Source organism: Massilia hydrophila (assembly GCF_020208145.1).
GTDB classification, from domain to species: Bacteria; Pseudomonadota; Gammaproteobacteria; order Burkholderiales; family Burkholderiaceae_D; genus Telluria; species Telluria hydrophila.
In genome coordinates this window covers 483,712-509,165 of sequence record NZ_JAHYBX010000002.1, presented here as the reverse complement: position 1 = coordinate 509,165, position 25,454 = coordinate 483,712, and the positions used below count along the sequence as shown (strand labels likewise).

Here is a 25,454-nt window from a genome sequence, read left to right as displayed (position 1 = left end):
TTCAAGAAATTGCGTTTTCCTCAGGCGTGCTTTCCATGGAGAAACGGACGCTTTCGCCACACTTTTCCTGCCTGCTTGACTGTATGCCTGTACAGATGCGAAATCAAATGTCACTGTCCTGAAACCGGCCTATAATTCCGCCTCGCAAGCAGCTACCCTGTGCATCGCACACTAGTCATGACGAACCTAAGCAAAATCCTCTCACTCGAGAACGTGCAGCTCGACCTGGAAGTCTCCAGCAAGAAGCGCGCCTTCGAGCAGGCCGGCCTGATTTTCGAAAACAATTGCGGCATCGCGCGTTCGACCGTCTCGGACAACCTGTTCGCGCGCGAACGCCTCGGCTCTACCGGCCTCGGCCACGGGGTCGCGGTGCCGCACGGCCGCATCAAGGGTTCCAAGAGCCTGAAGTCGCCACTGGCCGCCTTCGTGCGCCTGAAGGAACCGATTCCTTTCGAATCGCCCGACGGGCAGCCGGTCAGCCTGCTGTTCTTCCTCCTGATCCCCGACCACGTCACCCAGCAGCACCTGGAAATCCTGTCGGAGATCGCCGAGCTGTTCTCGGACGAAGCCGTGCGCCAGGCACTGGCCACCGACCCGGACCCGAAATCGGTCCACGAGCGCATCATCAATTGGCAGCCGAGCCTGCAGGCCCTGGGCTGACTCGTAGTAGACTATCTACGCGGCAATGTCGCCGCGTCCCCATGCCATGCCCATGCTGCAGACCCCGCTGACCATCCAAAGGCTGTACGACGACAACCGGGACAGCCTGCAACTGGGCTGGTTCGCGGGCTTTCCCGGCGGCGAGCGGCAGATCGCGGGCGACGCGGCCTCGGCCGCCGACCAGGTCGGCCACCTGAACCTGATCCACCCGGGACGGATCCAGGTCTTCGGGCACCAGGAACTGAACTACTACCACCGCCTGAAATCGAGCTCGCGTACCCACGTGATCGGCGAGCTGATAGGCGGCGGCCCGCCGGCCCTGATCATCGCCCAGGGCCTGGAAACCCCGCCCGACATCCTCGCCATCTGCGACGAGCAGAACATCCCCCTGTTCTCGACCCCGCTGCCGGCGGCGCAGGTGATCGACTTCCTGCGCGTGTATCTGTCCAAGAAGCTGGCGCAGCGCGTCATCATGCACGGCGTGTTCATGGACGTGCTGGGCGTGGGCGTGCTGATCACCGGCGAATCGGGCCTGGGCAAGAGCGAGCTGGGCCTGGAACTGATCTCGCGCTCGCACGGCCTGGTGGCCGACGACGCGGTGGAATTCTCGCGCATCGCGCCCAACATGATCGAAGGCCGCTGCCCGCCGCTGCTGCAGAACCTGCTGGAAGTGCGCGGCCTGGGCCTGCTGGACATCAAGGCGATCTTCGGCGAGACGGCGGTGCGGCGCAAGATGCGCCTGAAACTGATCGTCCACCTGGTCAAGCGCGGCACGCTTGACGAAGAAGTCGAACGCCTCCCCTTCCAGCACCCGACCGAGGATGTGCTCGGCCTGCCGATCCGCAAAGTCGTCATTCCGGTGGCGGCCGGCCGCAACATCGCGGTGCTGCTGGAAGCGGCGGTACGCAATACCATCCTGCAGCTGCGCGGCATCGACACGCTGCAGGAATTCATGGAGCGGCAACGTCAAGCGATGAGCGGCGACTAGGTCCGCAATGCGCGGCAGGTTTGGGTTATCATCTTGACCATGCACATCGTCCTCATTACCGGTATTTCCGGCTCGGGCAAATCGGTTGCCCTGAATGTCCTGGAAGACGCAGGCTACTACTGCGTCGACAACCTGCCGCCGGCCCTGCTGCCGGCCCTGGTCCACGCGGTCAGCGAGAAGGGCACCGACAAGATCGCGGTCGCGGTCGATGCGCGCAGTGCCGAATCGCTGGTGGAACTGCCGGTGAGCGTGCGCCACCTGAAGGAAGAAGGCCACAGCCTGAAGGTGATGTTCCTGACCTCGAGCACGCACTCGCTGGTGGCGCGTTTCTCGGAGACCCGGCGCAGCCATCCGCTGTCGCACGAACTGCGCCCCGGCGAGAACCCGGCCTCGCGCCGCACCCTGATCGAATGCATCGCCGAGGAACGCGAGCGGCTGTCGGCGATCGAGAACCTGGGCCACGTGATCGACACCTCGGAACTGTCGGCCAACAAGCTGCGCGCCTGGGTCAAGGAACTGGCCGACCTCCAGCACGCGCCGCTGACCCTGTTCTTCGAGTCCTTCGCCTTCAAGGTGGGGGTGCCGCTGGACGCGGACTTCGTGTTCGACGTGCGCGCGGTGCCGAACCCCTATTACGACCTGGCGCTGCGCCCGCTGACCGGGCGCGACCAGCCGGTGATCGACTTCCTCGACGCCCAGCCCAGCGCGACCGAGATGCTGGAGGATATTCGCGCCTTCGTGGCCAAGTGGCTGCCCTCGTTCAAGACCGATAACCGCTCCTACCTGACGGTGGCGGTGGGATGCACCGGCGGGCAGCACCGCTCGGTGTACATGGCGGAGCGGCTGGGGGCGTATTTCGGGCAGAGCGAGCGGGTGATCATCCGGCATCGGGAGCAGCCGAAGCACGCCGCGGGGTAATACGGGCTGCGGCCCTTGATTGGTCGCGACCGTAGGGTGGGCGGCTGTGCCGCCCACGCGGCGATCTGTCAATCAGCCGGGCCGGCAGATCTTGCTGCTTGACCGCGTGGGCAGGAATCTGCCCACCCTACGAAGAACAGCGGTCAGGCCAGGTGCCGCAGCGGATGCGCATGGTCCGGCCACACCGGCTCGAAGAACCGGTCCACCATCTCCTGCGTCACGCCTTCAAGCGTCGGCGGATTCCACCGGGGCTGGTTGTCCTTGTCGATCACCAGCGCGCGCACGCCTTCCAGCACTTCGCCATGCTCGAAATTGCGGCGCACCAGGTTGCGTTCCATGCGCAGGCAGTCCGCCACGCCGAGCGCGGCGCCGCGCTGCAGCAGTTCGTGGGTCACGCACATCATCAGGGGCGAGCGCTGGCGCATGGCCTTGAGCGCCTTCTGCGCGAACGGGTTCTCGTCGCGCGCCAGCGAGGCCATGATCGCGCCCACCGAGGCCGCGCCGAAGTGCGCGTCGACCACGCCGCGCTGGGCCTGCAGCTCGCTCGTACCCGCCTGGGCGGCGAACGGCGCCGCGAAGTCGCGGATCGCCTGCGGCAGCTGCGCGCCCGGTGTCACTTCCACCAGCGCCATCAGCGCGCCCAGCTCGGCGCCCGGCACGAACACGTCCGCCAGGCCCACGTAGAGCGCATCGGCGGCGCCGATGGTCAGCCCGCTCAAGCCCAGGTACTGGCCGAGCTGGCCCGGCGCATGCGACAGGAAGTGGCTCCCGCCCACGTCCGGGAACAGGCCGATGTTCACCTCGGGCATGGCCATTTTCGTGCGTTCGGTAACGATGCGCAGCCCGCAATCCGGGCCGCCCTGGGCGATGCCCATGCCGCCGCCCATCACCACGCCATCCATCACCGCGATGTACGGCTTCGGATAGAAGTGGATCAGGTGGTTCAGCGCGTATTCCTCGGTGAAGAAATCTTCCAGCAGCGCGCTGCCGCCCATCGGCGTGACGCGCCCCATTTCGTGGAAGAAGCGGATGTCGCCGCCAGCGCACAAGGCCTTCTCGCTGCTGCTGGTGATCACGACCGCCTCGACGCCGGCATCTTCCTTCCATTGCAGCAGGATGGCGCTCAGGGCGCGCACCATGTCGAGCGAGAGCGAGTTCAGGGCTTTCGGGCGGTCCAGCGTAATGACGCCGGTGCGGTTGGCGACGCGGGTCAGGACGGTGTCGGTCATGATGGGCTTCTGTGGTCGAAAAGACATGTATTCTACAGAAGTACAGCGCCAAACCGAAGCACTGAAAAGTAACAACTGATGATTTGCGGAAAGCAAAAAGGGCGTCCCTCCGACGCCCTTGCGATTGGTGGCTACGGCCCGTCTTTACGCGGCGGCAGCTTCTCCGTTGTCCGGAAGGCGCTTGTGCGCCACGTGGCTATGGTCTTGCAACATGGATTTGTGTTTCAGAACCTGTCGGTCCAGCCTGTCCATCAGCGTATCGATCGCCGCATACAGGTCTTGCGCGGCGCTGGCCACATGCAAAATCTTGCCCGACACCTGGAGGTTGATCTCGGCTTTCTGCCTTTTTTCTTTTTCAGTGAGATTATCGATGGCGAGGAACACGTGGGTGTCGATCACGTGATCGAAATGGCGGGTGATGCGCTCGAGCTTATTCTGAACGTATTCACGGATGGCGGGGGTGACTTCGAGATGGTGGCCGCTGATTGTGAGGTTCATACACACTCCTTTGGAAAGGTGCCCCGCCCGCGCCACAAGGTGGGAGTGGGCAGGTGCTTTACAGGGATTTGCGGAGGCTGACGGGCGGAATCTTGAGCGCTTCACGGTATTTGGCGACCGTCCTGCGCGCAATGACCATACCTTGTTCCCCGAGCATCTCCGCGATCTTGCTGTCGGAAAGAGGATTCCTAGGGTCTTCTGCTCCTGTCAATTGCGCAATGAGTGCGCGGATCGCCGTCGAGGAGGCTTCTCCCCCCGCTTCGGTGGCGACGTGGCTTCCGAAGAAGTACTTCAGCTCGAACATGCCGTGCGGGGTCAGCATGTATTTCTGCGTGGTTACACGCGAGATCGTGCTCTCGTGTAGGCCTAGTGTATCAGCTATCTCACGCAAAACAAGAGGGCGCATGGCAACCGCGCCGTGGCTGAAAAAGTTGCGCTGGCGCTCGACGATCGCCTCGGCAACCCGCAGGATCGTGTCGAAGCGCTGGCGCATGTTCTTGATCAGCCACTTCGCTTCCTGCAGCTGCGCGCCCATCTGGCTTTCGCTCTTGCCCTGCTTGAGCAGGCTGGCGTACAGGTTGTTCACGCGCAGCTTGGGCATCACGTCCGGGTTGAGCGACACCGCCCAGCCGCTCTTGGCGCGGCGCACGATCACGTCAGGCACCACGAAGTCCGACACGCTCGAGGCGAAGGCCGCGCCCGGGTGCGGGTTGCACTGGCGGACCACGGCCTGCACTTCGCGCAGGTCTTCGTCGTCGCAGTCGAGCGCCTTTTTCAGCTTGGTGTATTCGCGCTGGGCGAACCAGCTCAGGTAGCCTTCGACGATGGTCAGCGCCAGGCGCCGCGTCACCAGCGGCACGCCCGGCATGCGGCGCAGCTGCAGCGCCAGGCATTCGGCCGCGCTGCGCGCGCCCACGCCCACCGGGTCCAGGCTCTGCACCAGCGCCAGCGCGCAGCGCAGCTCGTCCATCTCGATCTCGAGCTCGGCCGGCAGGCGCGCATGGATCTCGTCGAGCGGCTCTTCCAGGTAGCCGTTGTCGTCGAGCGCGTCGATCACCAGCTCGGCCAGCGCGCGGTCGCGCAGGCTGCAGCCGGTCAGGCGGATCTGCTCGGCCAGGTGCTGGCGCAGCGAAATGCCCTCGGCTTCCAGCTGCGGGCGGCCGTCCTCGTCGTCGCCGCTGCGTGCGCCGCCGCCTTCGCCGCCCCAGTCGCTCTCGCCCTCCCTGCCGTCGTCGCGCTCGCCATCGGCGGCGCCGTCCTCGAACCCCTCGCCTTCCTTCGGCGCGCCGGCATCAAGCGCTTCCTGGCCCGGCTGCGGCGCCTCGCCGCTGGCCGGCGCGCTGTTGATGGCGCCGTCGGCCAGCAGCCGCACCGAGCGGTCGAGCGGATCGTCGAGCCGCTCCAGCAAGGGATTGTCATGCAGGATCTGCTCGATCTCCTGGTGCAGTTCGAGCGTGGACAGTTGCAGCAGCCGGATCGACTGCTGCAGTTGCGGCGTGAGCGCCAGGTGCTGCGAGGTGCGAAGCTGGAGGGACTGTTTCATGCAGGAGGCGTTCGTGGCTACATGCGGAAGTGCTCGCCCAGGTAGACGCGGCGCACCGATTCGTCGGCGATGATGTCGTCAGGGCGGCCCGAGGCCAGCACCGCGCCCTGGTTGATGATGTAGGCGCGGTCGCAGATGCCGAGCGTCTCGCGCACGTTGTGGTCGGTGATCAGGACCCCGATGTTGCGCTCCTTCAGGAAGCGCACGATGCGCTGGATCTCGATCACGGCGATCGGGTCGACCCCGGCGAAGGGTTCGTCCAGCAGCACGAAGCGCGGGTTGGTGGCCAGGGCGCGCGCGATCTCCACGCGGCGCCGCTCGCCACCGGACAGCGACAGCGCCGGGTTCTCGCGCAGCTTCTCGATCTGCAGTTCGGCCAGCAGGGTGTCGAGCCGTTCGTTGATCTCGTTCTTCGACAGCGCCTTGCCGTTGGCGTCGTGCTGCAGCTCGAGCACGGCGCGGATGTTGTCCTCGACCGTGAGCTTGCGGAACACCGAGGCTTCCTGCGGCAGGTAGGACAGGCCCAGCACCGCGCGCCGGTGGATCGGCAGGCTGGAAATGTCGGTACCGTTGATGTCGATGGTGCCGGCATCCGACGGCACCAGGCCGACGATCATGTAGAAGGACGTGGTCTTGCCGGCGCCGTTCGGACCGAGCAGGCCGACCACCTCGCCGCAGTCGACCTGCAGCGAGACGTCGCGCACCACCAGGCGCTTGCCATAACTCTTCTGCAGGCCCTTGACGATCAGCGTGCTGCAAGCCGCGGATGCTGCCGTCATTGCTTGGCACCCTCGGCAGGTGCCGCGGCCGGGTTGCGGCGCGGCGCGATGATCAGGGTGCCGCGTCCGCCGCCGACCTTGCTGGCGCCGCTGACGTCGTTGCGCACCTGCGCCACCTGCTTGCGGTTGTCGTAGGAAATGAAGGGGCCGCGGATCTCGTTGCTCATGCGGCCGTTCTCCAGTTCGCGCACTTCGGCATTCGCGAACAGCTTCACCAGTTCGGCGCGGTCATCGTATTCGATGCGCTGGGCCTGGCCTTCGACCCACAGGTCGGGACCGCCGTCGCGCTTCTGGCGGAAGGTGGCGGTCTTGCCGTTGTTGGCGGTGAGGGTCACGCTCATGTAGCCTTCCGGCGTTTCCTTCATCAATGCGCGGTCCGACTTGAGCACCAGGGTGCCGCGCGTGATCACCACGTTGCCGGTGAGGATGCGGGTCTGGGTGACCTCGTCCACGTCGAGCGTGTCGAAGGTGATCACGGCCTGCTTGAGCGAATCCGCGCGCTCGGCCGAGGCGCCGAAGGCGGCCAGGCCGAGGAAGACGGCGACGAAGAGTTTTTTCATGTTGCTGGTCCTGGGTTAACCGCGCAGTGCTGCTAGCGCGCGCGGGGCGGATAGACGATCTGGCCACGGCTGGCCAGGTGCAGCTTCTGGGTTGCGTTGTTGGCCTCCATACCGGTGCCGTGCACGGTGGCGGCGCCTAGCTGCATCTCGATCGGAAGCCGGGTCCTGAGGATTTCCTCGTCGGGCAGGACGGTCAGGGCCTCGGTGCGCACGCGCAGCGCTTCGCTGGTGGGCGTGGCCGGACGCTGGATGTCGACCTTGCCGAGCAGTTCGACCCGGTGCTCCTCGTGATAGATCTCGGCGCGGCTGGCGACGATGGTCATGCGCGGCCGGCCGGGCGCCATGCCCTCCAGCACCGGCGCCTCGACCCGCGACACGTCGCCCTGCGGCGTGTGCGCCATGCGCCGGCCCGACACCACGTAGTTCGGCTTGCCCTCGGGCGTCATGCGCACGAAGGAGAAATTCTCGACGATGTAGTCCGGCTCGTCGAGCGGCCCGCCGAGGCGGGCGTCGCGGTCTTCGTCGTCCATCAACTGCACCAGCCAGAAGCTGCCGAAGGCGCAGAAGGTGGCGATCATCATGATCGCCAGCAGCTTCCAGCGGTGGGCGGTGCGCTTGTAGTTGACCATGCGTCGTCAGCCGAAATATGGCGCCAGCGCCTGTTCGTAGGTGCCCTGGGCGCGCATGACGAGGTCGCACACCTCGCGCACGGCGCCGCGGCCGCCCGCGTTCTTCGTCACGTAGTGGGCGCGGTGCTGCACTTCCGGGTGGCCGGAGGGCACGGTGACGGCGAAGCCGACCCGGGTGAACAGCGGCAGGTCGATCACGTCGTCGCCGATGTAGCCGCATTCTTCGGGCGTGACGCCTGTTGCTTCGAGCAGCTCCTTGAAGCCGACCCGCTTGTCGTGGATGCCCTGGTAGACGTGCGAGATGCCCAGGTCGGCGGCGCGCTTGACCACGATCGGCGACTTGCGCGCGCTGATGATGGCGGTCTGCACGCCGGTCTTGTTCAGCAGCTGGATGCCGAGGCCGTCGAGCACGTTGAAGGTCTTGGTGACCTCGCCGTCCGGACCGTAGGTCAGGCTGCCGTCGGTGAGCACGCCGTCGACATCGAAGATCATGACCTTGACGCGCGCGGCGCGCTGCATGTGCTGGAGCGGCGTCATCAGATCACCTTGGCGCGGGTCAGGTCGTGGATGTGCAGCGCGCCCACCAGGCGCTCGTCGTGGTCCACCACCAGCATCTGGTTGATGCGGAATTCCTCCATCACGGCGACGGCGTCCACCGCCAGCTGTTCCGGATGGATGCGGCGCGGGTTCGCGTGCATCACGTCGCGGATCGCGATGTTCGAGAAGTCGGTCACGCGCTCGATCAGGCGGCGCAGGTCGCCGTCGGTAAACACGCCGACCGGGCGCCGTTCGTCGTCGACCACGGCGGTCATGCCCATGCCCTTCTGGCTGATCTCCAGCAGCGCGCGCGTGAGCGGCGTGTCGGGCGAAACGCTTGGCACGGCATCGCCGCTGCGCATCACGTCGCGCACGTGGGTCAGGAGACGGCGGCCGAGGGCGCCGCCCGGGTGCGACATCGCAAAGTCTTCTTCGCGGAATCCGCGCGCGTCCAGCAGCGACACGGCCAGGGCGTCGCCCATGGCCAGCGTCACGGTGGTGCTGGTGGTCGGCGCCAGGTTCAGGGTGCAGGCTTCCTTGGCCACCGAGATATCGAGATGGATCTCGGACAGCTTGGCCAGGCGCGAATGCGGCTTGCCCGTCATCGAGATCACTGGAGTGCCCATGCGCTTGATGACGGGCAGGATTTCCAGCAGTTCGGAGGACTCTCCGGAATTCGAGATGGCGATGAAGACGTCGTGTGAGGTCACCATGCCAAGGTCGCCGTGCGCGGCTTCGCCGGGATGCACGAACATCGCCGGGGTGCCGGTCGAGGCCAGGGTGGCGGCGATCTTGCGCCCGATGTGGCCCGACTTACCCATGCCCGACACCACCACCCGGCCGGTGCAGCCGTACAGCAGGGCCACGGCGCGCACGAAATGGTCGTCATCGCCTAGGCGCGCATGCAGCGCCTGGATGGCGTCGGCTTCGATGGCGAGGGTCTCGCGGCCCAGCTCGAGCGCGCGGCGCGCTGCGTCCTCGTCAAAACTTTTCAGCATTATTTTTTCATCGGTTACACTCATGTCGGCAGTATAAACGAATTGGCCAAGCAAAAAACTTGCCAGTCGTAACAAAGCACGACAAAGATAACGACAAAGATAACCAAGAATCAACTGGGGATAATGCATTCCGGACTTGAACTGACCCTGCTCCTGCTGGGCTGCGCCGTGCTCGGCGTGGTCGCCTTCCGGATGCTCCAGCTCCCGCCGATGCTCGGCTACCTGGCCGTCGGCGTGCTGATCGGCCCCCATGCGCTGGCGCTGGCCGACGACAGTCCCGCCACCCATACGCTGGCCGAATTCGGCGTCGTGTTCCTGATGTTCTCGATCGGGCTCGAATTCTCACTGGCCCAGCTCAAGTCGATGCGGCGCATCGTGTTCGGCCTCGGCCTGGCCCAGGTGGTGCTCACCATCGTGGCGGCGATGGGCTTCGGGCTGTTCATCTCCTGGTGGGCGCCGACCCTGCACGTGAGCTGGCAGGCCGCGTTCGCCCTTGGCGGCGCGCTCGCCATGTCGTCCACCGCGATCGTGGTCAAGATGCTGACCGAGCGGCTCGAACTGGAAAGCGAGCACGGACGGCGCATCATCGGCATCCTGCTGTTCCAGGACCTGGCCGTGGTGCCGCTCCTGATCATGATTCCTTCGCTGTCGCGCCCCGCGGAAGACCTGGCGGTGACGCTTGGCTGGGCGGCGCTGAAGGCGGCCGCGGTGCTGGCCCTGCTGCTGTTCTTCGGCCAGAAGCTGATGCGCAAGTGGTTCACGGTGGTGGTCAAGCGCCGCTCGCAGGAGCTGTTCATGCTCAACCTGCTCCTGGTGACGCTCGGCCTGGCCTGGATCACCGAGCAGGCCGGCCTGTCGCTGGCCCTCGGTGCCTTTGTCGCCGGCATGCTGATCTCCGAGACCCAGTACAAGCACCAGGTGGAAGAAGACATCAAGCCCTTCCGCGACGTGCTGCTCGGGCTGTTCTTCATCACGGTCGGCATGCTGCTCAATGTCGGACTGGTGCTGCAGCACTGGTGGGTGGTGCTGGCGCTGGTGATCTTCCCGGTGCTGCTCAAGTTCGCGATCATCGCGCTGCTCGCCAAGGCCTTCGGCTCGTCGGACGGGGTGGCGATGCGCACCGGCCTGGCGCTGGCCCAGGCCGGCGAGTTCGGCTTCGTGCTGCTCAACCTGGCCATGGGCTCGAATCTGGTCGACCCTTTCCTGATCCAGCTGGTGCTGGCCTCGATGGTGCTGTCGATGCTGCTCGCGCCCTTCATGATCGACAATATGGACCGCATCGTGATGAAGGTCGCGGCCAACGAATGGATGATGCAGTCGCTGCAGCTGACCCAGCTCGCCAGCCGCACCATGAAGACCCAGAAGCACGTGATCGTCGCCGGTTTCGGCCGCAGCGGCCAGAGCCTGGCGAACCTGCTGTCCGAGGAAAAGCTGCCCTGGTACGCGCTCGACCTGGATCCGGAGCGGGTGCAGGAAGCGCAGAGCGCCGGCGCCAACGTGTCCTACGGCGACGCCGCGCGCCGCGAAAGCCTGATCGCGGCCGGCATCCACCGCGCCAGCGCGCTGGTGATCACCTTCGCCGACACCCGGCTGGCGCTGAAGGTCCTGCACCTGGTGCACGAGCTGGCGCCGAACCTGGCCGTCATCGTGCGCAGCCACGACGACCGCGACCTCGACGTGCTCAAGAAAGCCGGCGCCACCGAGGTGGTGCCGGAAGCGCTGGAGAGTTCCCTGATGCTGGCGTCGCACGCGCTGGTGACGATGGGCGTGCCGCTGCGCCGCGTGGTGCACCGGGTGCAGGCGGCGCGCGACGAGCGCTATGCTTCGCTGCGCGGCTACTTCCATGGCGCGAGCGACGTCAGCGACGACCCGGAACACGCCCACGTGCGCCTGCATTCGGTGACGCTGCGCGAGGGTGCCGCGGCGATCGGCCATGCGCTGGGCGAACTGGCGCTGGACGACACCGGCGCCGAGGTGACGACGCTTAGGCGCGGCGGCCAGAGCCTGCCCTTCGATCCGGCGACGCTCCTGCTGGCGGGAGATGTGCTGGTGCTGCGGGGAGTGGGAGAAGCGGTCGACCGCGCCGAAAGCCGCCTGTCGTAGGGGCCCGCGCGCCCGGACTAGGCCAGCGACACCACCCGGTTACGCCCGTTCGCCTTGGCCTGGTACAGCGCCGTATCGGCCTGCGCCACCAGGTCTTGCGCCACGCCCTCGATCGCGTGGTCGCGTTCGAAATCGTCGAGCATCGCCACCCCGATCGACACCGTCACACCGACCCGGTCGCCGCCGCTGATGTCCACCGGCGCCGCCGCCACGCTGGCGCGGATGCGCTGCGCCACCGTGCTGGCGCTTTCCAGGTCGGCATCGATCAGCAGCACCACGAATTCCTCGCCGCCAAAGCGTCCAAGCGCATCCGACATGCGCAGCTCGGCCTTGATGCGCTGGGCGACCTCGCGCAGCACGTCGTCGCCGCCCTGGTGTCCCACGCTGTCGTTGACCTGCTTGAAGTGGTCGATGTCGATGTACATGCAGGAGATGCGGTAGCCCTGGCGGCGCGCGCGCGCGATCTCTTCGACCAGGCGGCGGTCGATGTAGCGGCGGTTATAGACGCCGGTGAGCGAATCGGTCAGGCCGATGAACTTGAGCATCTCGTTGCTGATGACGTTTTCGAGGCAGATCGCGACGATCGATCCCATGTGCTCGATGAAGTCGGTGCCGAGCGCCGGCGTGAAGCGATTCGGGTCGGCGCTGCCCAGGTTCAGGCTGCCGATCAGGCGGGTATTGCGCAGCAGCGGCACCAGCGCCACGCTCTGCAGCCCCTTGGGCGGATGCGGAAACATCGCCCCGTGGCGCGACGGCGCATAGGGGCCCAGCAGCGGCCGCGGCACGCGTCCTTCCGGCGCCTTGAAGCCGAGTTCGGCGGCCTGCTCGCAGAACAGCAGGTTGGGCAGGCCTTCGTAGTCCACGCCCAGCTTGTGCATCACGGTATAGATGTCGGCGTCCGGGTCCACCAGCGACAGGGTCACCGTGTCCAGTTCCGAGATGATGGGCAGGGTGCCGAAGATGGTCGAGACCAGTTCCTGGAACGAGCTGGCGCCCACGATCTGCAGGTCGAAGGCCTGGTGCCGGGTCATGATCGAGTGGTTGCGCTCGGCCTGTTCGAGCAGGTACGCCATGCGGGAACGCAGGGTCTCGTTCTCCAGCATCAGTTCTCGCGTCAGCGCATCCGGCTCGTGCATTGAAAATTCCTTTCAGCAATAGCCGTAACATTACGCCATCTTTCCAGGCTTGGAAACGAAAAATCACCCGGCAAGGGCGATTTCGCGACACTGGCGCCGCCGCTTCTCCCTTCCGGAGGCTGGTCAGGATCGCGTCAAAATGCGATGGCGGCGTCGAGTTGCTGGCCGACGCGCAGCGTCCCGCCCACCCCGGCCATGACGATGCAATTCATGCCCATGCAGACCGCGCCTTCCATGCGCGGGTTGGCGCGGTAGGCCTGCAGGATGTCGAGCGGATCGGGGCCGGGGATGCCGCTGGCCTGGTCGATGGCCGGGATCGGGCAGCGCGCGCAGGGCTTGACGGGGCGCAGCGCGACATCGCCGCCCGAGAGCGAGGCCAGGTAGTCTTCCTCGAAGGCTTCCAGGCCGCTCACGACCAGGTTCGGGCGGAAGCGGTCCATCGGCAGCGGTGCGCGCCCGGCCAGCGCGAGTTTGGCGTTGAGGTCGTCGAGCGAGGCCTGGCCGATCAGCAGGACCGGGTAGCCGTCGGCGAAGCGGGTCTCGGCCGGCACGCCGCCCGTCCATTTGATGCTGGTCGGGCGCCGCACGTCGGGGCGGAAGCGCACCAGGCGACAAGGCGCCTGGAGCACGTCGGCGAACCAGGCCGCCGCGGCGTCGCCGCAGTCGGCGGCCGGCACGCTGTCATCCCAGACCTGCACCGTCATGCTTGCCGCCGTCGCATCGTGCGCGAGCGGCAGGCGCAGCGGCGGCATGCCAGGTGCGCTGACCTCGACGGCGTCGCCATCGATGCGCGGCGTGATGCAGGCCAAACGCGGATACTCGCGCTGGGTCAGGAACTGGCCCTCACGCGTGACCAGCATCCATTCGCGGTCGTGCACGCCCCCCGCCACCAGGCCGGAGACGTGGAAGGCGGCCTCCGGCACCGCGATGCCGGCGCAGGATTTGATCGGGTAGATGTGGAGTGCGGCGATGCGGGTGTCGGTGGCCATGCTGTCAGCGCTTGCGAACAAGAGGCCGACAGTATGGCAGCAATCGCGGCGGGCCGCAGCGCCTCAGCGGCCGCCGGCCGCGGCCTTTTCCGACCGTTCGCGCTGCAGGCGCGCTTCCAGATTGCGTCCTGCCCCGGCGGCCAGCTTGCGGCAGCCGTCCGGGTCGATGAAGGGATTGACCTGGGCGCTCTTCGCCGCCGCCTTGCCGAAGGCATCGGTGGCGGACGGGTGGGCGGCGATGACGATGTCGCACTTCAGACTGCCGATGCGGTCGATCGTCTTGCGGAAGCTCGCCGAGCGGTCGGGATAGCCGGCACCGCCAGTGAAATGGAAGCCGTCGGTGGAGACCGCCGTGAGGCTGTCGGCGTACACCATGTCCAGGCATTTTCCGCCTTCGCAGGATTGCCAGGTCCAGGTAGTGCCGCCCGGCGTGTGGCCGGGGCTGTAGTGCACGGTGAAGCGCAGCGGGCCGACCGCCAGGGTCTCGCCGTCGGCCACTTCCCTCACCTTCTCGAGCTTGGGAATATAAAAACGCTCCTTCGGGTCGTACTGCGGATCGTCGGTGCCGGGGGTACCGTCGCGCAGCACCTGCGCGCCATGCGGACTGTGGGCCACGGTCGCCCCGCTCGCCTTCTGCAGCGCGGCGATGCCGCCGGCATGGTCGAAGTGGGCATGCGAGTTCAGGATCAGCTTGACGTCCTGCATCCTGAACCCGAGGGCTTCGATGTTCTTTTGGATCAGCGGCGCCGACTGCGGCAGCGCGCCGTCGAGCAGGACGTGGCCCTGCGGGCCGGTGACCAGGACGGCGGACAGGCCGGCCGTGCCCACGTACCAGGCGTTGCCGTGGATATTGAAGGGCTTCGCCGGCTGGTTCCATTCGGCGCACTGCGAGCAGTCGATGGCGTCCTGCGCCAGCGCGGCAGGGGACGTGGACAGCGCCAGTGCGGCGCCCAGGAGGCTCAATGTCTGGTAGGGCATGCGGTTCTCCGCTGGGTCGTGGAAAATGGTTCAGGGCTCGCCGTCATCATCGGCAAGGGGGACGCCCGGCACGTAGCGAATGATGTCGCCGGGCTGGCAATCGAGGCGTTCGCAGATCCTCTCGAGCGTGGAAAAGCGGATGCCCTTCACCTTGCCCGATTTCAGCAGGCTGAGATTCTGCTCCGTGATGCCGACGTACTGGGCCAGCTCTTTCGATTTGACCTTGCGCTGGGCCAGCATCACGTCCAGGTGCAGCACGATCGCCATCAGACGAAGCCCTCGTTGTCTTCGGCGATCCGGCGCGCTTCGTGCATCAGGGAGGCGAGCACGAAGAACAGCACGCACATCAGCACCAGCATCCATTCTTCGGACGAGACACCGATGCTGAAACGCTGGGGGCTGCTGCCCATCGCGAAACGCCAGGCCGCGGCGCGCAACAGGGGCTCGAAGATGGTCAGCACCAGGGTCGCCAGGATGGCGCCGGTGAAGGCCTTCATGTGGCCGATCGTGGCCAGCGCGAACATCCTGCCCTGGACGCAGGCGCCGAGCATGCGGTCCAGGCGCAGCAGCGCGTAGCCGAGCGCGAGCAGCGCTGGCAGTGCGAGTGCTGCGCCGGTCCAGCGCAGCGCGGGCGCCAGGCTGGCGACCGCGCCCGCTTCCATACCGCGCGGATAGAAGGCCATGGCCACGGAACCGGCGTGCAGCGACACCGGCGGAAACCAGGACAGCAGAAAATAAGCCAGCTGCATCAGGCCCAGCACCACGTCAAGGGCCCGCGCAAGATAGCTCAAACGGCGGATTGACTTATCATTTAACATTAATTTATTATCGTTTTAGGATAATTTATTATTTATTTACAATCAGTATATCTCAGGAGATCCCATGCGTCATCCTTGCCTTGTCCTCGTCCTGCTGGCGTGTGCCGCGCTGGCTGGCTGCACGCAGATGCGCGTCACTGAACGCCATTTCATCCGGCCTGATCCGCCGGGTACGGTGCTCGAAAAACGTTTTGCAGGCGAAGCCGTGCGCGATCTGTCGGTCGTTGCGAGGGATGGCGTGCTGCTGAACGGGATTCTGGCCGAACGGCCGGACGCCCGCAACACCGTGCTCTACTTCGGCGGCAACATGTTCCACCTGGACCGGCACGCGGACACGCTGCTGGCGACACTGGGCGCCTGCCGGACCAACGTGGCCGTCTTCGATTACCGCGGCTACGGGCGCAGCGGCGGCGCGCCCACCGTGGAAAACATGAAGGCCGACGCGTTGTCCCTGTTCGACAGCCTGAATGCGCGCTACCCGGGCCGCGTGATCGTGCACGGGCAGTCGCTGGGCAGTTTCATGGCCGCCTACGTGGCGCAGGCGCGGCCGGTGCTGGGGACGGTGCTGGAAACCACGGCCACCAGCGCCACCGAACTGGTGGACGCGAAGATGCCATGGTATGCCCGGCCTTTCGTGCGAATCGAGATGGACGCCTCGCTGCGGCAGGTCGACAACCGCATCGCAGCCAGCCGGGTGCGCTCGCCCACGCTGGTGATTGCCGCGGGCAAGGACGAGATGACGCCGGCCTGGATGGGCAAGGCCGTGTTCGATGCGATTCCGGGGCGGGACAAGCAGCTGCTCATGCTCGAGAAGGCCGGGCACAATGACGCCCTGCGCAGCGAGGGGGCGATCGGGACCTATTGCGGCTTCGTGCAAGAACGTTGAAGCGAAAGAGATGAAACATCACGACCGGCCCAACATGGCACTTGGGGAAATCACACCAAAACAGAAATTGGCGCTCGCCGCTTAACCTCTCCTTTTAACGTGCTCTAAAAATGGGGATTCCCTACTCATCCGCGGGCGGGAAGGCTTTAGCGTAGCAGCGCGGGCAATACAAGTAGAAAGTTCGGCCGGTGCTTAGCGTGAGTGAGCCGGCACGATACTGCTGGATTGCCCATGTCCCCGTAACGCCATTCTTGAAAACGACAGATCCGCTCGCATAGCAGGGCGACCAGTCGAGCATATGGAAGTAATCGTGTTCGGCGACTTCGGCTGCTTTGCTGATGTACTCGCCGATCTCCTGAGCGCTGAGCTGGAAATCTGCACATTGATCTGCCGGCTTCCCTGACGCTGAAGACCTTGCGCCGTTGTTCCGGATAGTGACTGTACTGATCGGCGGGAAATGTGTCATGTGCATTGTCGGTTCAATATCTGAACCATCGCCGTTCTCTGTGGACGCGTTTGCCATCATGACAAGGATGATTGCCGTGATTACCATGATGCGCTCTTTGCTTCAGTCGGATTCTTGCGGGAGACGACTGGGTGCCTGAATATTTCAGTCATCGGTATCCCGAAAGTCGAGGCAAGCTCACTAATCAGCCAGCGAAGAGATGTCTTTTGCTGGCCATTCACCGGCTCATAGATTCCATGCTCAGCGGGGTTCAGACCTTTGCCGACGAACACAGCGCCAACGATTTCAATCCCAACACTATCTTCGTTCGAAGGATAGCGCTGAGGCACTTCCTTCGCCATTTCCATCCGGTGTTCATTTTTTGGATTGAAGTTTTTGAGTACTTGAAGCTCGGTCGGGCTGCATCGATGTTCGGCGAGACATCGGGCGCGTAATCGCCCCACATGTGAAGTCCGCCGCAACAGCGACGCAGTCTGATAGATCGTTCCGTCCTTATCGATCAAAAAATGCGTGCCGTTGGCGTTCTGCATCGCGTAGCTAGTCAAGCTTGATGCGCCGGACGAGCCACCGGTCTGGTGAACGACTATTCCTTTGATCTTGTGCAAAGCTGCGCGCTCAATGAGAGGGCGCGGTGCCCGTTTCACACGTGCGTTAATGACGTAGCCCTGCCTGTCTAGAGAGAACACTACTCACCTCCGTCTTACCACGATTATGGTAACAACCCAAAGTTGGTACCAACAACTTGGTAACGTCGTATACCGTATGCAGTGCCTTTAGAAAGACTGGAAGGCCATCCAGTCGCCCAGGATCACGCTGATAGGAATACGGCGACTGAAAGGCGCCGTGCGCGGTCGCCGCACTTCTAGGGTGCGTGGCCCGTTGACCATTTTCGACCGCCGAAGAAAGGGAAGCTGTGTGGCAAATCAACTTCCGCGAGTATCAGGTCGACTTGGCGTTCCAGATACAAAAAGCCCCGGCTCTAGAAAGAAGCCGGGGCTTTCGTCGTTCACTGGAATCCGTCGGATTCGACCTCTTGCTTAGACGTTGAACAGGAAGTTCAGCACATCCCCATCCTTGACGATGTATTCCTTGCCTTCCGCCCGCATCTTGCCCGCTTCTTTGGCGCCCGCTTCACCCTTGTAGGTGATGTAGTCGTCGTAGGAGATGGTCTGGGCACGGATGAAGCCGCGCTCGAAGTCGGTGTGGATCACGCCCGCCGCCTGCGGCGCGGTGGCGCCGACCTTCACGGTCCAGGCGCGCACTTCCTTCACGCCGGCGGTGAAATAGGTCTGCAGGCCGAGCAGCTTGTAGGCGGCGCGGATCAGGCGGTCCAGGCCCGGCTCTTCCATGCCCATATCAAGCAGGAAGTCCTTCTTGTCCTTGTCGTCCATCTCGGCGATTTCCGATTCGATCGCGGCGGAGATGGCCACGATCGGCGCGTTCTGCTTCTTCGCGAACTCGGTCAGCTTGTCCAGCAGCGGGTTGTCGGTGAAACCGGTGTCGGACACGTTGGCCACGTACATCGCCGGCTTGGCGGTGATCAGGTGCAGTTCGCGGATCAGGGCCATCTCGTCGGCATCCAGGCCCAGGGTGCGGACCGGCTGGCCTTCGTTCAGGTGCGGCAGCATGCGTTCGCAGATGGCCACCAGCTTGGCGGCATCCTTGTCGCCCGAGCGCGCCTTCTTGTTCTCGCGGTGGATCGCTTTCTCGACGGCGCCCATGTCGGCCAGCGCCAGTTCGGTCTGGATGACTTCGATGTCGTCGATCGGGCTGACCTTGCCGGCCACGTGGATCACGTTGTCATCTTCGAAGCAGCGCACCACGTTGACGATCGCGTCGGTCTCGCGGATGTGCGACAGGAACTGGTTGCCCAGGCCTTCGCCCTTCGAGGCGCCGGCCACCAAGCCTGCAATGTCAACGAATTCGACGATGGCCGGCACGACGCGTTCCGGCTTGACGATGTCAGCCAGCGCCTGCATGCGCGGATCCGGCACCTCGACCACGCCGACGTTCGGCTCGATAGTGCAGAACGGATAGTTTTCAGCCGGGATGCCGGCCTTGGTCAGGGCGTTGAACAGGGTGGACTTGCCGACGTTCGGCAGGCCGACGATGCCGCATTGGAGGCTCATGGGAACTCTTTCTAATCTGTGGATGCGGAGCGGAATGAAAGCCCGGCTCCAAAACCCCACATTGTAACCGCGGACGCACCAAGCTGCTGAAAAAAACGGCGTGAGGCGGACGTGGCCAGTCGACCTGGAAGCCGACCTGTGGCCTGTTGCGGCCACGCAAAGCCCGTCCCGCAGGCACATGGAATGCTACATGCTGTTTGGCAATTTTTACGGCCCAGCCTCCCTGGCCAAGACGTTTCCTGACAAAAGGAGCTTTCGCATGAACACTTCATCGGCAAGCCTGCGGCTGGCCGCCTGCCTCATCGGCATCGCGCTCGCGCTGTCGGCCTGCTCGCGCCAGACCGCCCAGGAAAAAGGGACGGAGATGGCCACCGAAAAACTCGACATCGCCACCGGCGTCGGCGACGCGCTGCAGACCAAGGGCGCCGCCGCGGGCGAATCGGTGGCCGCCGGGGTCGGTACCGTGATCAAGGGCCTGGAACGGGGCGTGCTGAAGTCGGGCCGCGAGATCGTGGCCGACAAGTCGCTGCAGGCGGCCGGCCTGTCGATCACGCGGGTGCAGGAGGCGGCGCCGGGCGACAAGCCAACGCACGGCTTCGACGCCTACGTCATCGCCAGCGCGCCGGCCGCGGGCACGCTGCGGATGCTGGCCTTCGATGCGCTGGGCAAGGAAATCGGGCGCGCCAGCGTCAAGGTCGAGCTTGGTGCGGACGCATCCAGCTACCTCAGCTTCCCGCTCGCACCGCAGGTCAGCCTGGGGCTGGTGAGCAAGGTGGCCTTCGCCTTCCAGGCGGCGGACAAGCCGGGCGCCTAGATCGGCCGGATCCGCGCCAGGTCCGGCCGGGCCACGAAGTCGGCCAGCTCGTCGCGCAGGCGCTGCCCTTCCCCGATCGCGCGCTGCCAGTTGCGCAAGCGCGCATCGTGGTCCAGGCCGTAGAACTTGAAGTCGGCCCGGTCCGGCAGCTTCGCGCGCGGCAGGCTGCGCAGGAAGTCATCCGAAGGTGCGACGATCAGGACGTTGTCGAGCCAGCCGCGGTGGGCGCGCGCGGCGCGGCGCCACGGGAAGCCCTTGTCGAGCCAGCCCGGCACGATGTGCTGGGTGAAGTGCGGATACAGCACCAGGTCGGACCTGGCCGCCCCCGCCGCCCGCGCATATGGCAAGGCCAGGTGGTAGTCGATGATGCCGCCGTCCCAGTAGCTGCCCGGCGGCAGCTCCTGGATCCCCGTTACCGGCTTCATGATGAGCGGCAGGGTCCCCGATGCCAGCAGGCTGGCGGCAAGGTTGTCGCGCGTCAGCGTACTGAAGTGCGTGGTGAAGGCGTCGAAGCGCTCGCGCAGCCAGGGCGCCTGGGCGCGCGCGTCGCCGATCACGACCCGCTCCATCATCCGTCCCAGCAAGGCGCGCGAACAGGCATTGTGCAGGGCCGCGGCGGCAAAGCCGCGCAGTTCGGCGCGTGGGTGGGGCGGCGCGGCCAGCCCGCCCTTGCCGCGCACTGCCAGCAGGTGCAGGCGGTAATGGGGATGGCCGACGATGTCGTCCTCGTGGCCGCGCACCAGTTCCGCCAGCAGGTGCTGGATCACCTCGTCGATCTCCTGCGGACTCGGCTTGCGGCTGGCATAGCGCTGGCCGGCGTACAGCTCGCCCAGGCGCGCGAAGGCGCGGGCCGGATCGCGTTGGCAGGCGGCGGCCATGCGCCAGGCGCCGATCGAGGAACCGATCAACACCCGCTCGCGCGGCGCGGCCGGCAGCCATTCGCCGAACATCCAGCTGTCGAGGGCCTGGAATACCAGTCCCTTGGGGCCGCCGGCGGCGCCAGGAACGACGGCGATGTCCTGCGCACGCAGTCCCTGCGCGCCGATCTGGGCCAGGGCCAGGGGCCCGGCGTGGAATGTGAGTGCCTTCATGGGGCAAAATTATCGCAGGAAGAGCGCCCTTGCGCTGGCGCAAAGCCAGGCCGGCGGCGCTGCCTAACATGGATCGATCCCCGTCGCGGAGACCGCCATGCCGATACGATTTGCGCTGTTCATGATCCTGGTGCTCGGCTGCGGCCGCCTGGCGGCAAGCGGCGACGGCAGCAGCCGCCCGGTCGCCGTCGAGCGCCACACCCAGCATTTCACGGTCGAGGAGAACGGGTCCTACCGGCTCGAGGCCGAGCTGGTGAAGACCCTGGCCACGCCGGCGGCGGTGGAGCAGCATGCCGAGCAATACATCGGCTTCAACGCCTCGCTCGATGAGGTACTGTCGATCGAGGCCTGGACCACCAAGCCGGACGGACGCCGCCTGCCGGTCGGGCCGCAGGGCATCCGCGAGCAGCAGGAAGCGGTCTCCGCCGAGGCGCCGATGTTCCAGGACACGCGCCTGAAAGTCGTCATCTTCCCCGGCGTGGCGGTGGGCGATACCCTCACCCTGCGCTATACCCTGCGGCGCCACACGCCGCTGTTTCCCGGCCAGTTCGAGGATTTCACGGTGGCCCGGCCGGGTCCCCCGCAGGAACACCGGGAATTCCTCCTGACCTACGACCTGCCGCTGTCGCTGCCGCTGCAGGCCGATGCCGCCGGCTTCGTGCCCGTGCCTTCCACGAGTCCGCCCGGACGCCGCCGCTACGCCTGGCGCCAGGGCGATGGCGCGTCCGCGCGCGGCGAGCAGGATGCGGTGAGCTACCTCGACTACGGCCGCCGGCTGGCGGTATCGACCTTCGCCGACTACCCCGCCTTCGCGCGCGCCTACCGGCAGCGCGCCGCGCCGGCTGCCCTGCCCGATGCCGCGATCGCCAGGCTGGCCGCCGACATCACCCGCGGCATCGCCGAACCGCGCGCCCGCGCCATCGCGCTGTCGGACTGGGTCCGGCGCAACATCCGCTATGTCGCGGTCTACCTCGGCCCGGGCGGGGTGGTGCCGCACCCGGCCGCGGCGGTGCTGGCGAACCGCTATGGCGACTGCAAGGACCACGCGGTGCTGCTGCAGGCCCTGCTGGCGGCGGCCGGGATGCCGGCCGAAGCGGCATTGGTCAATGGCGACCATGCCTATCGCCTGCCGGCGGTGCCGACGCTGGGCGTGCTGAACCACGTGATCGTCCATGTGCCGGAACTGCAACTGTTCCTCGACCCGACCGCGGCCAGCGTCGCCGCCGGCTTCCTGCCCCCTGCCCTGCTGGGCAAGCCGGTGCTGCTGGCCGGCAGCGGCGAATTCGCGCTGACGCCGGCCTACCAGCCGGCGCGCAGCCGCACGCAGACCCGCTTCGACATCGCGCGCGACGGCAGCAGCCGCTTCCAGGTGCGGCGCACGACGGGCGGCGCGCTGGCGGAATCCTACCGGCAGGCGGTGCGCGCCACGCCCCAGGCCGAGCGCGACGGCTTCGTGCGGCGCATGCTGGCCGGGCTCGGACAGCGGGGCGAGGGCCGCTTCGACCCGGGTGAGACGGAACAGCCGCAACGGGATCCGTCTGGCGACCAGTATACGCTGGCCTTCTCGGGCACGACCGATGGCTTCCTGCGCCTGCCGGGACCGGTCGCGCTGGCCACGACCTACAATTTCTGGGGTGGGCTGGGCGACGCCGTGTTCGACCTGGGGCGCGAGCCGGAGCGACACGTGGATTTTATTTGCCCCGCCATCGATGCCGAGGACGAATTGCGTTATGCGCTGCCGCCGCGCACGCGGGTACTGGCGCTGCCGAAGCCGCTCGTGGTCGACGACGGCAGGTTCTACTATCGCTCGCAGTACCTGCGCCAGGGCGACGCGGTGCTGGTGAAGCGGCGCCTGCAGTTCCGGCATACGGGCCCCATCTGCACGCCGGAAGACTACCGCCGGATGCGGCCCCCGCTCGAGCGCATGATGCACGACCTGCGCGGGCAGGTGGTGGTCCAGGGACGCTAGGAGCCCCCGGCTGGCCCTCAGCCCTTAGGCCGTATGCAATTGCATCGTCGCCACGTCCATCTTGCCCTCGCAGCACAGCGGGATGATGCGCAGCGCCTTGTCGATCGATTCTTCGATCAGGCTCTGCTCCTCGCGGCGCGGGCGGTGCAGCACGAAATCGGCCACGCCTTGCTGCAGGTTGAGGCTGCGCGGATGGCCGATACCGATGCGCAGGCGCCAGTAATCCTGGGTGCCGAGGGCGGCGGTGATGTCCTTCAGTCCGTTGTGGCCGCCCGAGGAACCGCCCTTCTTCAGCTTGGCCACGCCCGGCAGCATGTCCAGTTCATCGTGCACGACCAGCACTTCATCCGGATTGATCTTGTAGAAGCGCGCCAGCGCGCCCACCGACTGGCCGGAGCGGTTCATGTAGGTCAGCGGCTCCAGCAGCCACACTTCGTTGCCGGCGATGCGGGTCTTGGCCACCAGGGCGTTGAAGCGCGACTCGCGCTGCAGGCGGCAGCCCGGCAGCGAGTTGGCCAGGTTGTCGACCAGCCAGAAGCCGGCGTTGTGACGGGTTTGTTCATAGTCGGGGCCCGGGTTGCCGAGGCCGACGATCAGGCGGATGGGCATGCTGTCTACTTTGATTCTGGGAAAAACAGGATTATCGCTGAAAACAGCAGCACGCCGAGCGTTCGTAGGGTGGGCGGCTCTACCAGCAAGTCGATCAGCCCCTGCGCCTGCGCCGCCCACGCGTTCAAGGGTGCCCGGGCAGAGGAACGGGCCCGCCCCCACAAAAAGCGCGGCCGGCAACAAAAAACCCGCCGGGCAAGGCCACGGCGGGTTTCTGTTTCCGGTCAGCCGCCGCAGCGGCTTTCAGAAGGTATTACTCAGCAGCTTCAGCCGATGCCGCGCCACGCGGGATCGAGGTGGTCACCAGGGTCAGGTTCTGGCCGTGGGTCAGCGCGGTCACGCCTTCCGGCAGGGTCAGGTCACCGGTGTGGATCGACTGGCCGGCTTCCAGCTTGCTCAGGTCGACTTCGATGAACTCCGGCAGTTTGCCCGGCAGGCAAGCCACTTCCAGTTCGTTGGCCACGTGCGAGATGACTGCACCGCTCAGCTTGACGGCTGGCGAGATCTCGGCGTTGACGAAGTGCAGGGTGACCTTGGTGTGGATCGGCTTCGAGGTGTCGACGCGCTGGAAGTCAGCGTGCAGGACCAGTTGCTTGTATGCGTGCATCTGGAAGTCGCGCAGCAGGACTTGCTGGGTCTTGCCTTCGATTTCGAGGTCCAGGATCGAACCGTGGAACGCTTCTTTCTTGAGCGCGTGGAACAGCGCGTTGCCGTCCAGGGCGATCAGTTGCGGGGCTTCGGCGCCACCGTAGATGATGCCCGGGGTCTGGCCAGCGTTGCGCAGGCGGCGGCTCGCTCCGGTCCCCTGCTGAGTGCGGTTGAATGCGACTACTTTCATGTGAAACTCCAAAAATAAACGGGCCCGCATGCCGGTGTCGAAACACCGGCCCGGCAACCCAGTGGTGACCGCCCCGCGACCAGGGCAGTCGTGAACAAGCGCCGTACAGCGCGCTCAAGAATGCGGAAACCCAAGATGTTACAACGGCGCGCCGGCTTCGTCAGCCAGGCGCGCCGCAAAATACGACGATCTGTTGTTTAGTCGACGAACAGCGACATCACCGAGTCGCCCTTCACGATCCGCTTGAAGGTCTCGGCCAGCAGCGGTGCGCAGGTCAGCTGGCGGATCTTGGTGCAGGCGGCACCGGCGGCGCTCAGCGGGATGGTGTCGGTGACGACCAGTTCGTCGAGCGGCGAATTCTGGATACGGTCGATGGCCGGACCCGACAGCACCGGGTGGGTGCAGTAGGCGATGACTTTCTTGGCGCCGCGCTCCTTGAGCACTTCGGCAGCCTTGCACAGGGTGCCCGCGGTGTCGACCATGTCGTCCATGATCACGCAGTTACGGCCTTCGACTTCACCGATGATGTTCATGACTTCCGACACGTTCGCCTTCGGACGGCGCTTGTCGATGATCGCCAGGTCGCAGCCGAGGCGCTTGGCCAGGGCGCGGGCGCGCACCACGCCGCCGACGTCCGGCGACACGACCAGCAGGTCGTCGTAGTTCTTGCGCTGCAGGTCGCCCAGCAGGACCGGCGACGCGTAGATGTTGTCGACCGGGATGTCGAAGAAGCCCTGGATCTGGTCGGCGTGCAGGTCCATGATCAGGACGCGCTCGACGCCGGCTTCTTCCAGCATGTTGGCAACGACCTTGGCCGAGATCGCGACACGCGCCGAACGCGGGCGGCGGTCCTGGCGGGCATAGCCGAAGTAAGGAATGGCGGCGGTGATGCGGCCGGCCGAGGCGCGCTTGAGCGCGTCGACCATCAGCATCAGTTCCATCAGGTTGTCGTTGGTCGGTGCGCAGGTCGACTGCAGGACGAAGACATCCTTGCCACGCACATTCTCGTTGATTTCGACCATGACTTCGCCGTCCGAGAACTTCGAAACGACTGCTTTTCCGAGAGGAATGCCGAGGTTCTTAGCGACCCCCTCTGCTAGTGCCGGATTGGCGTTGCCGGTAAAAACCATCAGGTTTTCGTAAGCCATGGAGGGAGTCCCAAGAGATAACGTTGAATCTGGAAAAACAATCAGCCGGACGAACCGGCTGATTAGCTTGTGGATGCAGGCCGAACGCTGCACCGCTTTCTTTCCCGCCGGAGGCATTCGCCTCGACAGCCAGGAAAACTT

The 25,454-nt window shown here is 65.6% G+C and carries 27 protein-coding genes; 7 read left to right on the top strand and 20 right to left on the bottom strand.

Going from position 1 to position 25,454, the window contains the following annotated elements:
• Nucleotides 1-177 precede the first annotated feature (177 nt).
• Genes LE190_RS09455 through rapZ form a run of 3 tightly spaced genes read left to right on the top strand, consistent with a single transcriptional unit; the run spans nt 178 to nt 2,566 of the window.
• Nucleotides 178-660 carry a PTS sugar transporter subunit IIA gene (locus tag LE190_RS09455; protein WP_224946858.1) on the top strand — a complete coding sequence of 161 codons (483 nt, stop codon included), beginning with the start codon at nt 178-180 and terminating at the stop codon, nt 658-660.
• A gap of 52 nt (nt 661-712) precedes the next feature.
• The gene (gene hprK, locus LE190_RS09450; protein ID WP_225238446.1) at nt 713-1,648 is read left to right on the top strand and encodes an HPr(Ser) kinase/phosphatase; all 936 of its coding nucleotides are present in this window, start codon (nt 713-715) and stop codon (nt 1,646-1,648) included.
• 39 nt (nt 1,649-1,687) lie between these two features.
• Entirely contained in the window at nt 1,688-2,566 is an 879-nt protein-coding gene (gene rapZ, locus LE190_RS09445) for an RNase adapter RapZ (RefSeq protein WP_225238445.1), read from the top strand.
• Between the two features lie 143 nt (nt 2,567-2,709).
• Here rapZ and LE190_RS09440 read toward each other — a convergent pair whose 3' ends face one another.
• The 8 genes from LE190_RS09440 to LE190_RS09405 all read right to left on the bottom strand — a co-directional run bounded on the left by LE190_RS09440 (nt 2,710) and on the right by LE190_RS09405 (nt 9,363).
• Nucleotides 2,710-3,795, bottom strand: a complete 1,086-nt coding sequence (locus LE190_RS09440) for an enoyl-CoA hydratase/isomerase family protein (RefSeq protein ID WP_225238444.1) — start codon at nt 3,793-3,795, stop codon at nt 2,710-2,712.
• 144 nt (nt 3,796-3,939) lie between these two features.
• Nucleotides 3,940-4,293: a ribosome hibernation-promoting factor, HPF/YfiA family gene (hpf, locus tag LE190_RS09435; protein WP_224946854.1), complete on the bottom strand. Its 354-nt coding sequence runs from the start codon at nt 4,291-4,293 to the stop codon at nt 3,940-3,942.
• 58 nt (nt 4,294-4,351) lie between these two features.
• Entirely contained in the window at nt 4,352-5,836 is a 1,485-nt protein-coding gene (locus LE190_RS09430; RefSeq protein WP_225238443.1) for an RNA polymerase factor sigma-54, read from the bottom strand.
• A 17-nt stretch (nt 5,837-5,853) separates the two neighbouring features.
• A complete protein-coding gene (gene lptB / locus LE190_RS09425) occupies nt 5,854-6,615 on the bottom strand; it encodes an LPS export ABC transporter ATP-binding protein (RefSeq protein WP_225238442.1) in 762 nt (253 codons plus the stop codon).
• Nucleotides 6,612-7,175: a lipopolysaccharide transport periplasmic protein LptA gene (gene lptA / locus LE190_RS09420; protein ID WP_225238441.1), complete on the bottom strand. Its 564-nt coding sequence runs from the start codon at nt 7,173-7,175 to the stop codon at nt 6,612-6,614. Before lptA ends, lptB begins: the two co-directional genes overlap by 4 nt.
• 32 nt (nt 7,176-7,207) lie before the next feature.
• On the bottom strand, nt 7,208-7,804 hold the full coding sequence (gene lptC, locus LE190_RS09415; RefSeq protein WP_224946850.1) for an LPS export ABC transporter periplasmic protein LptC: 597 nt from the start codon (nt 7,802-7,804) through the stop codon (nt 7,208-7,210).
• A 6-nt stretch (nt 7,805-7,810) separates the two neighbouring features.
• Entirely contained in the window at nt 7,811-8,341 is a 531-nt protein-coding gene (locus LE190_RS09410; protein WP_225238440.1) for a KdsC family phosphatase, read from the bottom strand.
• Nucleotides 8,341-9,363 (bottom strand): KpsF/GutQ family sugar-phosphate isomerase, encoded by a 1,023-nt coding sequence (locus LE190_RS09405; RefSeq protein ID WP_307734693.1) that lies wholly within the window; start codon nt 9,361-9,363, stop codon nt 8,341-8,343. Before LE190_RS09405 ends, LE190_RS09410 begins: the two co-directional genes overlap by 1 nt.
• A gap of 99 nt (nt 9,364-9,462) precedes the next feature.
• On the opposite strand from LE190_RS09405, the gene LE190_RS09400 reads away from it, so the two are divergent.
• Entirely contained in the window at nt 9,463-11,442 is a 1,980-nt protein-coding gene (locus LE190_RS09400; RefSeq protein WP_225238438.1) for a monovalent cation:proton antiporter family protein, read from the top strand.
• A gap of 17 nt (nt 11,443-11,459) precedes the next feature.
• On the opposite strand, the gene LE190_RS09395 is transcribed toward LE190_RS09400, so the two are convergent.
• From LE190_RS09395 to LE190_RS09375, 5 genes are all read right to left on the bottom strand, one after another.
• On the bottom strand, nt 11,460-12,578 hold the full coding sequence (locus LE190_RS09395) for a GGDEF domain-containing protein (protein WP_225238437.1): 1,119 nt from the start codon (nt 12,576-12,578) through the stop codon (nt 11,460-11,462).
• Nucleotides 12,579-12,712: 134 nt separating this feature from the next.
• Nucleotides 12,713-13,567, bottom strand: coding sequence for an MOSC domain-containing protein (locus LE190_RS09390; RefSeq protein ID WP_225238436.1), 855 nt, complete (start codon nt 13,565-13,567; stop codon nt 12,713-12,715).
• Nucleotides 13,568-13,630: 63 nt separating this feature from the next.
• Nucleotides 13,631-14,545 carry a subclass B3 metallo-beta-lactamase gene (gene bla / locus LE190_RS09385; RefSeq protein WP_225238435.1) on the bottom strand — a complete coding sequence of 305 codons (915 nt, stop codon included), beginning with the start codon at nt 14,543-14,545 and terminating at the stop codon, nt 13,631-13,633.
• 30 nt (nt 14,546-14,575) lie between these two features.
• Nucleotides 14,576-14,812: a helix-turn-helix domain-containing protein gene (locus LE190_RS09380; RefSeq protein ID WP_225238434.1), complete on the bottom strand. Its 237-nt coding sequence runs from the start codon at nt 14,810-14,812 to the stop codon at nt 14,576-14,578.
• Nucleotides 14,812-15,336: a DUF2975 domain-containing protein gene (locus tag LE190_RS09375; RefSeq protein ID WP_225238433.1), complete on the bottom strand. Its 525-nt coding sequence runs from the start codon at nt 15,334-15,336 to the stop codon at nt 14,812-14,814. The genes LE190_RS09380 and LE190_RS09375 overlap by 1 nt, the downstream gene beginning before the upstream one ends.
• A 91-nt stretch (nt 15,337-15,427) precedes the next feature.
• Between LE190_RS09375 and LE190_RS09370 the strand changes: the two genes are divergently transcribed.
• Nucleotides 15,428-16,249: an alpha/beta hydrolase gene (locus LE190_RS09370; protein ID WP_225238432.1), complete on the top strand. Its 822-nt coding sequence runs from the start codon at nt 15,428-15,430 to the stop codon at nt 16,247-16,249.
• A 121-nt stretch (nt 16,250-16,370) separates the two neighbouring features.
• Here the strand turns inward: LE190_RS09370 and LE190_RS09365 are convergent, their stop codons facing one another.
• The 3 genes from LE190_RS09365 to ychF all read right to left on the bottom strand — a co-directional run bounded on the left by LE190_RS09365 (nt 16,371) and on the right by ychF (nt 18,844).
• Nucleotides 16,371-16,802, bottom strand: coding sequence for a hypothetical protein (locus LE190_RS09365; RefSeq protein ID WP_225238431.1), 432 nt, complete (start codon nt 16,800-16,802; stop codon nt 16,371-16,373).
• A complete protein-coding gene (locus LE190_RS09360) occupies nt 16,796-17,401 on the bottom strand; it encodes a peptidoglycan recognition protein family protein (RefSeq protein ID WP_225238430.1) in 606 nt (201 codons plus the stop codon). The genes LE190_RS09365 and LE190_RS09360 overlap by 7 nt, the downstream gene beginning before the upstream one ends.
• A gap of 351 nt (nt 17,402-17,752) precedes the next feature.
• Nucleotides 17,753-18,844, bottom strand: a complete 1,092-nt coding sequence (ychF, locus tag LE190_RS09355) for a redox-regulated ATPase YchF (protein ID WP_225238429.1) — start codon at nt 18,842-18,844, stop codon at nt 17,753-17,755.
• 259 nt (nt 18,845-19,103) lie between these two features.
• Between ychF and LE190_RS09350 the strand changes: the two genes are divergently transcribed.
• Entirely contained in the window at nt 19,104-19,658 is a 555-nt protein-coding gene (locus LE190_RS09350) for a hypothetical protein (protein WP_225238428.1), read from the top strand.
• Here LE190_RS09350 and LE190_RS09345 read toward each other — a convergent pair.
• Nucleotides 19,655-20,749 (bottom strand): patatin-like phospholipase family protein, encoded by a 1,095-nt coding sequence (locus LE190_RS09345; protein ID WP_225238427.1) that lies wholly within the window; start codon nt 20,747-20,749, stop codon nt 19,655-19,657. The genes LE190_RS09350 and LE190_RS09345 overlap by 4 nt on opposite strands.
• 97 nt (nt 20,750-20,846) lie before the next feature.
• Here LE190_RS09345 and LE190_RS09340 point away from each other — a divergent pair, with 97 nt between their 5' ends.
• Entirely contained in the window at nt 20,847-22,718 is a 1,872-nt protein-coding gene (locus LE190_RS09340) for a DUF3857 domain-containing transglutaminase family protein (protein ID WP_225238426.1), read from the top strand.
• A gap of 24 nt (nt 22,719-22,742) precedes the next feature.
• Here the strand turns inward: LE190_RS09340 and pth are convergent, their stop codons facing one another.
• The 3 genes from pth to LE190_RS09325 form a co-directional block, all read right to left on the bottom strand.
• Nucleotides 22,743-23,327 (bottom strand): aminoacyl-tRNA hydrolase, encoded by a 585-nt coding sequence (gene pth, locus LE190_RS09335; protein WP_225238425.1) that lies wholly within the window; start codon nt 23,325-23,327, stop codon nt 22,743-22,745.
• Nucleotides 23,328-23,580: 253 nt separating this feature from the next.
• The gene (locus LE190_RS09330; protein WP_224946829.1) at nt 23,581-24,165 is read right to left on the bottom strand and encodes a 50S ribosomal protein L25/general stress protein Ctc; all 585 of its coding nucleotides are present in this window, start codon (nt 24,163-24,165) and stop codon (nt 23,581-23,583) included.
• A 197-nt stretch (nt 24,166-24,362) separates the two neighbouring features.
• Nucleotides 24,363-25,313, bottom strand: a complete 951-nt coding sequence (locus tag LE190_RS09325; RefSeq protein WP_224946828.1) for a ribose-phosphate pyrophosphokinase — start codon at nt 25,311-25,313, stop codon at nt 24,363-24,365.
• Nucleotides 25,314-25,454 lie beyond the last annotated feature (141 nt).